General features: G+C 39.1%; 3 protein-coding genes. All 3 read left to right on the plus strand.

Annotated elements, in window-relative coordinates:
• Positions 1-296: 296 nt before the first annotated feature.
• The 3 genes from ACFIL3_RS09710 to ACFIL3_RS09720 are packed head-to-tail and all read left to right on the plus strand — an operon-like array spanning position 297 to position 1,990.
• On the plus strand, positions 297-815 hold the full coding sequence (locus tag ACFIL3_RS09710; protein ID WP_375682179.1) for a hypothetical protein: 519 nt from the start codon (positions 297-299) through the stop codon (positions 813-815).
• Between the two features lie 8 nt (positions 816-823).
• Positions 824-1,375 carry a hypothetical protein gene (locus ACFIL3_RS09715; protein ID WP_375682180.1) on the plus strand — a complete coding sequence of 184 codons (552 nt, stop codon included), beginning with the start codon at positions 824-826 and terminating at the stop codon, positions 1,373-1,375.
• A 57-nt stretch (positions 1,376-1,432) separates the two neighbouring features.
• Positions 1,433-1,990, plus strand: a complete 558-nt coding sequence (locus ACFIL3_RS09720) for a hypothetical protein (RefSeq protein WP_375627748.1) — start codon at positions 1,433-1,435, stop codon at positions 1,988-1,990.
• The last annotated feature ends 291 nt before the right edge of the window (positions 1,991-2,281 follow it).

The following is a 2,281-nucleotide window of genomic DNA, read 5'->3' on the forward strand; positions in this document are numbered from 1 at the left end:
GAGGAAGTTTTCGATGAGGCAATGAATGAGGTTGATCTGGGACTGAGGTTGATCTTGGCCGCGTGCTTGGCTTTCAAGATGGGGGCACCACCTTGGAAAAAGGGGTGTTTGGGCTTGTAAGTGCCTCACGTATAGTGCTTCATGTATAAGCGCGTATAGGGCAAATGAATAAAATACGTAGAGGGGATTTATAGTGCTTGCATTACTCTGAGAAGGGTGCTAAGCGAATTTACCGCGCTGGTGGCGTGCTATCAAATATTGAAGAGTGGGAATTTTAGAAGTGGGGGAGTATCCGTATGATCGAAGATAAATCACAACACCAATCTGCCCATAAGGGAGATAAGGCTTTTGTATCACAGTCAGTGTTGGATCAATCGGCAACTTTCAAAAAATGGATGATGCTTTCAACAAGCGATTATATCATCATTTGTTGTTTGGCTATCCTCTTGTTGGTGCTTTTTTCCGCGTCTGCCTATATGGATCCTTTGGAATTTTTTCACGTTATATCCAAAGAACAGCTCCAAGCACTGGGACAAATGAAACAAGAAAGTCTTCAGGAAAGACTTCAGGAAAGTCTTAAACACCCTTTCCAAAATCCTATAATTCAGCATGTTCTTGATGCGGGGTGGAATAGTGTTTGGGCTTTTTTATGTCTCTTACCGCAAATGATTTTTGGCGTTCTTTTTGGTTTTTGTCCGCTCTTTTTTGTCTTTAACGCCGTATTTAAACGGGATGTGAAGGAAATGATGCTACAATGGGAAACCTTGCCAGAGCAGCAACAGCTAGACAACCAATCTCTTAACAGAAGACAATAGGGGGAAAAGTGAGCGCTTCTTTAATCATTGGAATGTTGACTGCCGTAGGGACGACAATTTTTATTTGTTCTGCAATTTTTATGGTATTCCTTTCTACCGTGGTGACAATCGTTGCACTTTATTATTCGTTGATAAAACGGACAATCTTGTTATTGGTGACGCAGCGAAAATTAAAAAAGGGTGCAGCGCAGAATTTAGGGCATTATCAGGTAGAGGGTAGAGGACAGAGGACAGTTCTTACAACACAGTTGCGTGCCTTTTCTTTTCAAGAATCTTTGCTTCTCTCAAAAAAAGATTATTTTATGATCTTTTCTATCGCCTTCGTTATGGTTGCACTTAGCACAGGTGTTGTCGTTTTTTCAGCTTTTCTTCCAAAATCTGCGGTTTTTTTGCACAATTACGTGCCTATGATAGTGCTTCACATTATTGATTTTGTCATGCGACTGCTGTTTTGGGTCTGGACATGTATTGTTGTTTCTTTACCTGTCATTTTAATTCTCCATAGTTTTCTTCAGTATGGCGTGCAAGAAACAGTAAAGGAATTAGAAACATTTGCTTGAGAAGAAAATAAAAATGATGATTTCACATCAATGCGATAGGGAAAAAAAGGGAGCATTATGATGCAGCATTTGGTTTTTTTAGGGTTCATTATCATTGCCATTTTAATGGTTATGGTTATGGTCAGGTTTCCTTACCTGTTGATCAAATATATCAGGTTATCTTTTAAACTCGCTCAAGGCTTGAAAAAGAGTACGACGCAACAAAAGCAAGCCATACAACAATTGCGCAATGATCGGGGAGAAATGAAAAGACACAATCTCGCCCATAAGACCCTTGATGCGAAAATGCGCTTTCTTAACTTCAAAGAATCTCTGCCTTTTTATTCAAAAGAATGTAAAATAATCTTTTTTATCCTTATTCTCTTTTCTGTTTTGCAATCTGCTTTCTCTATCGCAAATTTTGTATGGTGGAAAAATGATAATGTTGCCTTTATCATGCAGCTGTTGAGCCTTATATGGTTAGGGGTTCTTCTCTTTTTTCCGATCATTGGGATCATGTGCATAAAGTTAACGAGAAAATTGAACAAAATACTTCAACAATTGGAAGAAGCGATACAACAACGCGATCAGGCAATGCGTATGCAGAATGTGGAAGGGGGACAAAATGACGAGTAGTCTTATAACATTAATAGCCATTTCTTTCCTGTGTTTTACGCTCTTAGGTGTTTTAATATGGGCGCCAATCGTTGTCATTTACTACCTGTTTATCAAGCGTGCGAGGCTTTATTGTCGCGTGAAAAAGGAACTGAAATGCGTGCTGAATGAACGCGATATCGCCTTAAAACAGAACTCCCCAAAATAAAAAAGCAGCAGAATGTTTGATAAAAAGCAGCTTTCTCTTGTTTGGCAAGACTATAAAAAAATATTCTATCTTTCTACGGTCATGGCGACTGCTCCAATAGTTAT

The sequence above is a fragment of the Bartonella sp. CE47NXGY genome, from assembly GCF_042195415.1.
Taxonomy (GTDB): domain Bacteria; phylum Pseudomonadota; class Alphaproteobacteria; order Rhizobiales; family Rhizobiaceae; genus Bartonella.

Excerpts from the sequence above, each read along its gene's own strand:
- ACFIL3_RS09710 (WP_375682179.1), top strand. The coding sequence starts at position 297 with ATGATCGAAGATAAATCACAACACCAATCTGCCCATAAGGGAGATAAG.
- ACFIL3_RS09720 (WP_375627748.1), top strand. The coding sequence starts at position 1,433 with ATGATGCAGCATTTGGTTTTTTTAGGGTTCATTATCATTGCCATTTTA.